This is a genomic window from Actinomadura keratinilytica, assembly GCF_039539665.1.
Classification (GTDB): domain Bacteria; phylum Actinomycetota; class Actinomycetes; order Streptosporangiales; family Streptosporangiaceae; genus Spirillospora; species Spirillospora keratinilytica.
In genome coordinates this window covers 1-4,940 of sequence record NZ_BAABDO010000216.1, presented here as the reverse complement: position 1 = coordinate 4,940, position 4,940 = coordinate 1, and the positions used below count along the sequence as shown (strand labels likewise).

Annotated in this window: 4 protein-coding genes; all 4 read right to left on the bottom strand. The window is 75.6% G+C overall.

What is annotated here, in order from left to right; genetic code table 11:
• The coding region (locus ABD879_RS32005; RefSeq protein ID WP_425549673.1) for a Mur ligase domain-containing protein at positions 1-225 on the bottom strand (225 nt) is incomplete at its 3' end.
• Complete coding sequence (locus tag ABD879_RS32000) at positions 222-1,793, bottom strand: UDP-N-acetylmuramoyl-L-alanyl-D-glutamate--2,6-diaminopimelate ligase (RefSeq protein ID WP_345025524.1); 1,572 nt, start codon at positions 1,791-1,793, stop codon at positions 222-224. The genes ABD879_RS32000 and ABD879_RS32005, both read right to left, overlap by 4 nt.
• Before the next feature lie 117 nt (positions 1,794-1,910).
• Positions 1,911-3,629: a peptidoglycan D,D-transpeptidase FtsI family protein gene (locus ABD879_RS31995; protein ID WP_451916759.1), complete on the bottom strand. Its 1,719-nt coding sequence runs from the start codon at positions 3,627-3,629 to the stop codon at positions 1,911-1,913.
• Between the two features lie 589 nt (positions 3,630-4,218).
• A partial coding sequence (gene ftsL / locus ABD879_RS31990; protein WP_345025522.1) for a cell division protein FtsL occupies positions 4,219-4,940 on the bottom strand: 722 nt, incomplete at its 5' end.

Genomic DNA, 4,940 nt, shown 5'->3' with positions numbered 1-4,940 from the left:
GCCGACCGGGCGCTCGGCGAGCACCTCGGCGGCCCCGGCGGCCAGCGCGGCGGCGGCGAAGTCGTGGCCGTCGGCGCGTTCGCCGCGCAGCGCGGCGAACAGCGCGCCGGGCTCCACGGCCCGCGAGTCGATGACGACGGGGCCGCGGACCACGGCGTCCGCGCCGTCCCCGTGGGCGACGCCGCCGGTCAGCTCCGCGATAGTCGCCAGCGGAAGTGGGATCACGCCTGCGTCCTGTCTCCTCGTGCGTTCTCGACGTTGGACGCGCCCGCGGCGGCCTGCGTTCGGCGCAGCGCCGCGCGCAGGACCTCCCGGTCGTCGAACGGCAGCACCTCGCCGGCCACGTACTGGCCCAGCTCGTGGCCCTTGCCGGCCACCACCAGCACGTCGCCGCGGCGGGCGCGGGCGACGGCGAGCTCGATCGCGGCCGCGCGGTCGGGCTCCACCACCACATGGGCGCGCCGCTCCAGCGGCACCTTCAGCCCGCCCTCGACCATAGCGGCGAGGATGGCCAGCGGGTCCTCGGACCGGGGGTTGTCGTTGGTGAAGTACACCATGTCGGCCAGCCGCGCGGCGGCCTCGCCCATCAGCGGGCGCTTGCCGGGGTCGCGGTCGCCGCCGCAGCCCAGCACCACGGCCAGCCGCCCCTCGGTGAGCGGGCGCAGCGCGGTCAGCACCGCCTCGACCGCCCCCGGTTTGTGGGAGTAGTCGACCAGGGCGACGAAGTCCTGACCCGCGTCGACGCGCTCCAGGCGGCCGGGCACGCCGGTCAGCGACGCCACGCCGTGCACCGCGGCGGGCAGCGTCAGGCCCGCCTCCACCAGCGCCACGATCGCGGCCAGCGCGTTGGCCACGTTGAACGGCCCGGGCAGCTGGACGGCCGCGTCGGCCTCGATGCCGCCGGGGCCGACCACGCGGAACACGCTGCCGTCGGCGCCGAGCCGCACGTCCTCGGCGCGCCAGTCGGCCGCCGGGTCGCCGGACGCCGAGTAGGTGGTCAGCGGGATGGTCGCGACCTCCACCAGCTCGCGGCCCCACTCGTCGTCGAGGTTGACCACGCCGACCCGCGCGTAGTCGGGGGTGAACAGCCGGGCCTTGGCGGCGAAGTACTCCCGCATGGTGGGGTGGTAGTCCAGGTGGTCCTGGGACAGGTTGGTGAAGACCGCCACCTCGTAGTGGGCGCCGCCGACCCGGCCCTGGTCGAGCGCATGGCTGGAGACCTCCATGGCCGCCGCGCCCACCCCGCGCTCGCGCATCGCGGCGAACAGCGCGTGCAGGTCGGTGGCCTCGGGGGTGGTCAGCGCGGAGGGCACCCGGTCGGCGCCGATCCGCACCTCCACGGTGCCGATCACGGCGGTGTCCACCCCGCCCGCGCGCAGCCCCGCCTCCAGCAGGTACACGGTGGTGGTCTTGCCGCTGGTGCCGGTGACGCCGATGAGCGCCAGGTCCCGGGCCGGCTCGCCGTACACCCAGGCGGCGGCCTGGCCGAGCCGGGCCCGCACGTCGTCGACCACGAGCACGGGCAGGCCCGCGGCGGCGGCCCGGTCGCGTCCGGCGGGGTCGGTGAGGATCGCCTTGGCGCCCGCGGCGGCGGCCTGCCGGGCGAAGTCGGCACCGTGCGCGCGGGTGCCGGGCAGCGCCGCGTACAGGTCGCCCGGCAGCACCCGGCGGGAGTCGTGGGTGATGCCGGTCACCGACACCCCCGCCGACCGCCGGCCGTCCCCGGCCTCCGCGACCCCCAGCAGCGCCGCCAGACCGGACAGCGGCCGGGCCGGGGTGGTCGTCGGGCGCATGGCGTGTCTTTCGGTACGGGACGTTCGGGCGGACGTCTGGACGGACGTTCGGGCGGACGTTCGGGCGGACGCGGCTGCCGATGCTGAACTCACGGCGGAAGAGGGTACTCGCTGCGATCAGTCCCGGGCGTAGATCTTGACGGTCGGCGGTTTGCTTCCCGTCGGCGGGATCTTCCGGGTCTGCAGCGCGAAGCTCATCACGTCCTTGAACACCGGCGCGGCCGCATCGCCACCATAGTGGCTTCCCCGCCGCGGGTTCTGCAGGACCACCTGAACGACCAGCTGCGGGTCATCGGCGGGTGCGAATCCGGCAAAGGAGGCGGTGTAGCCGCCGCCCCGGTAGCATCCGCAGGAGGGGTTGACGATCTCCGCGGTGCCGGTCTTGCCCGCCACCCGGTAGCCCTTGATGCGCGCCTTGGGGGCGGTGCCCTCCTCGGAGATGACGCCCTCCAGCATGTCGCGCAGCTTGCGGGCGGTGTCGGCGCTGATCACCTGGCGCCGCTCGGGCGCCGGGGCGGGGGTGAACGAGCCGTCCTCGCCCGTGCTGCCCAGGATCAGGTTGGGGGCGACCCGGACGCCGTTGTTGGCGATGGTGGCGTAGACGCTGGCCATCTGCAGCGCGTTCACCGACACCGTCTGCCCGAACGAGATCGGGTACCGGTCGGTGCCCGACCATTTGCTCGGCGGGCTGAGGCTTCCGGCGGTCTCGCCCGGCAGCCCGATGCCGGTCTTCTCCCCGAACCCGAAGGCGCGCAGGAACTGGTAGAGCGTCTGCTGGGAGATCCGCTCGCTGGCCAGGATGGTGCCGACGTTGCTGGAGGTGGCCAGCACGCCGGCGAACGTCAGCCGCTGCGTGGGGTGGTGGTGCGAGTCGTGGAACCTGCGGTCGTAGCGGGTGATGCTGTACGGCACGGTGAACGGCGTCTCGGGCGTGACGCCGCCCTTCTCCATGACCGCGGCCGCGGTGATCACCTTGCCGGTGCTGCCGGGCTCGTAGGCCTCGCGGACGATGGGGCTGTTCCAGCGCTCCTCGGGGTAGCGGCCGTAGTCGTTGGGGTCGTAGCCGGGCGCGGACGCCAGCGCCAGCAGCTGCCCGGTGCGCACGTCCATGACGATGACGCTGCCGTTGCGGGCGCCGGTCTCGCGCACCCGCTCCTCGATCGCCTCCTGCGCCTTGTACTGCAGGTCGCGCAGCAGCGTCAGGCGCAGTCCGCGGCCGGGCACCGAGGGCTGCTTCTGGTCCTCGCCCATGGGGATGTGCTGCCCCTCGGGGCTGATCTCCACGCGCTGCCATCCGGCCTGGCCGGCCAGCTGCTTGTTCATGGAGTACTCCAGCCCGGCGCCGCCCTCGCCCTCGGCGTTGACGAACCCGATGACGCCCGCGGCCAGGTCGTCGTTGGGGTACTCGCGCCGGTACTCCGGCAGCGTGCCGATGCCGGGCAGCTTCTCGGCGGTGACCAGCCGGGCCCGGTCGGGCCGCACCCCGTGCGCCAGGTACTCGAACCTGCTGCCGGTCTTGCTGATCACCTTCATGACGTGGTCCGGGTCCAGGCCCAGCATCGGCGCCAGCTTGGACACCACCTTCTGCCGGTCCTTGGGCTCGATCATGAGGGGGTCGGCGAAGACGGCGCGCGCCTCCACGGTCATGGCCAGCGGGTTGCCCTGGGCGTCGGTGATGTCGCCGCGCACCGCGGGCAGGTCGATGGTCTGCAGCCGCTGCCGCTTGGCCCGCTCGGTGTAGGCGGCCGACTCGATCGTCTGCAGCTGCACCAGCCGACCGGCGAACAGCGACAGCACGAACGCCACCACCAGCAGCCCGGCGTTCAGCCGCTTGATCGGGTCGCGGCGGCGGAACGGGACGCGCGGCCGGGGCCGTCGCGGCGGCCGCGGCGGGCCCGGCGGCCTGCCGCCCTTCCTGGGGCGTCCCTTGCCGTCGGCCTTGGCGGACGCCTTGGCAGGCGTCTTCGCGGCGGCCTTGCCGGTGTCCCTGGCGGTGCCTTTGGGCGCGCCCTTGGCGGGCGGACGCGTCGTCCTGTTCGCCGTCTTGCCGGCCGTCTTTCCCGCGGATTTGCTCGTCGGCTTGGCCGCGGGCCTGCCGCCCGGCTCCCTGTCCTTGCCCCTGTCGCGGGCAGGGGTGCGCTTGGGCGCGGCGGCGCCCGGCTCGCCCTTGCGGGGCGGCGGCACGGCGGCTCCGCGCGCGGGGCGCCGCGGCGTGCCCGCCCCCGGCGTCTTCGGCACACCGCCCGCCGGACGCCCGGACGCCCGCGCCGCGCCGGGGCCGCTTTTCTCGCTCCTGTCCTCGGGGCGCGCCCCCGAGCCGCGGGGACCGCGTCCCTGCGGGCCGCCCCGGCGGCCGGTCGGCGGCCCCGCCGTACCGCGTCCCGGCCGAGTCGTCACCGCGTCACTCCCTCGGCGTGCCCCGCGCTCACGGCGCCCCGGTGGTGGGCGCGCCGGACCGCTGCGCGGACGGCCGCTGCGCCTGCCCGTTCTGCGTCTGGCCGGTGCGGCTCTGCTCGCCGGACGCGCCGGTGTCGGAGGAGGTCGGCACGCCGTCGCCCGGCACCACCGCGCCGGGGATGCCGACGACGCCCGCGGCGCCCGCGGTGGCGGCCGCGGCGTGCGGCACCGGGCGCACCGGACCGCCGATCACCCGGCCGGTGGGCTCGTCGAGGTAGGCGACCTGCGTGGGCCGCACCATGCCGAGCGCCTCGGCCCGCTGCGCCAGGATCGCGGGCGACTCCTCCCGGGCGATGTCCTCCTGCAGCGCCTCCTTCTGCTGGGCGAGCAGCTTGTTGCTCTTCTGCAGCCGGGTCAGCGTGAACGCGTCCTCGGCCAGCACCGTGTTCAGCAGCAGCAGGCTGACCAGCGCGCCGCCCAGCAGCCCGACGATCAGCAGCACGAACGGCGTGCGCGGCGGCGCCGCGCCGCGCCGGGCGGCGGAACGCGGCGCGGCCCGCTCGGCCTTGGCGGCCAGCGCGGCCTTGGCGGGCTTGGCCGGCTGCGCCGACTCGGCCCCCGCCCTGGGCGCCCTGCCGGGCGTCTTGCCGGGCGCCTTGGCGGACGTCTTGGCGGACGTCTTGGCGGTGCGCGGCGGCGCGGCCGGGCGCGGACGCGCACCGCCCGCCGCACGCCCCGCGGACAAGTCGG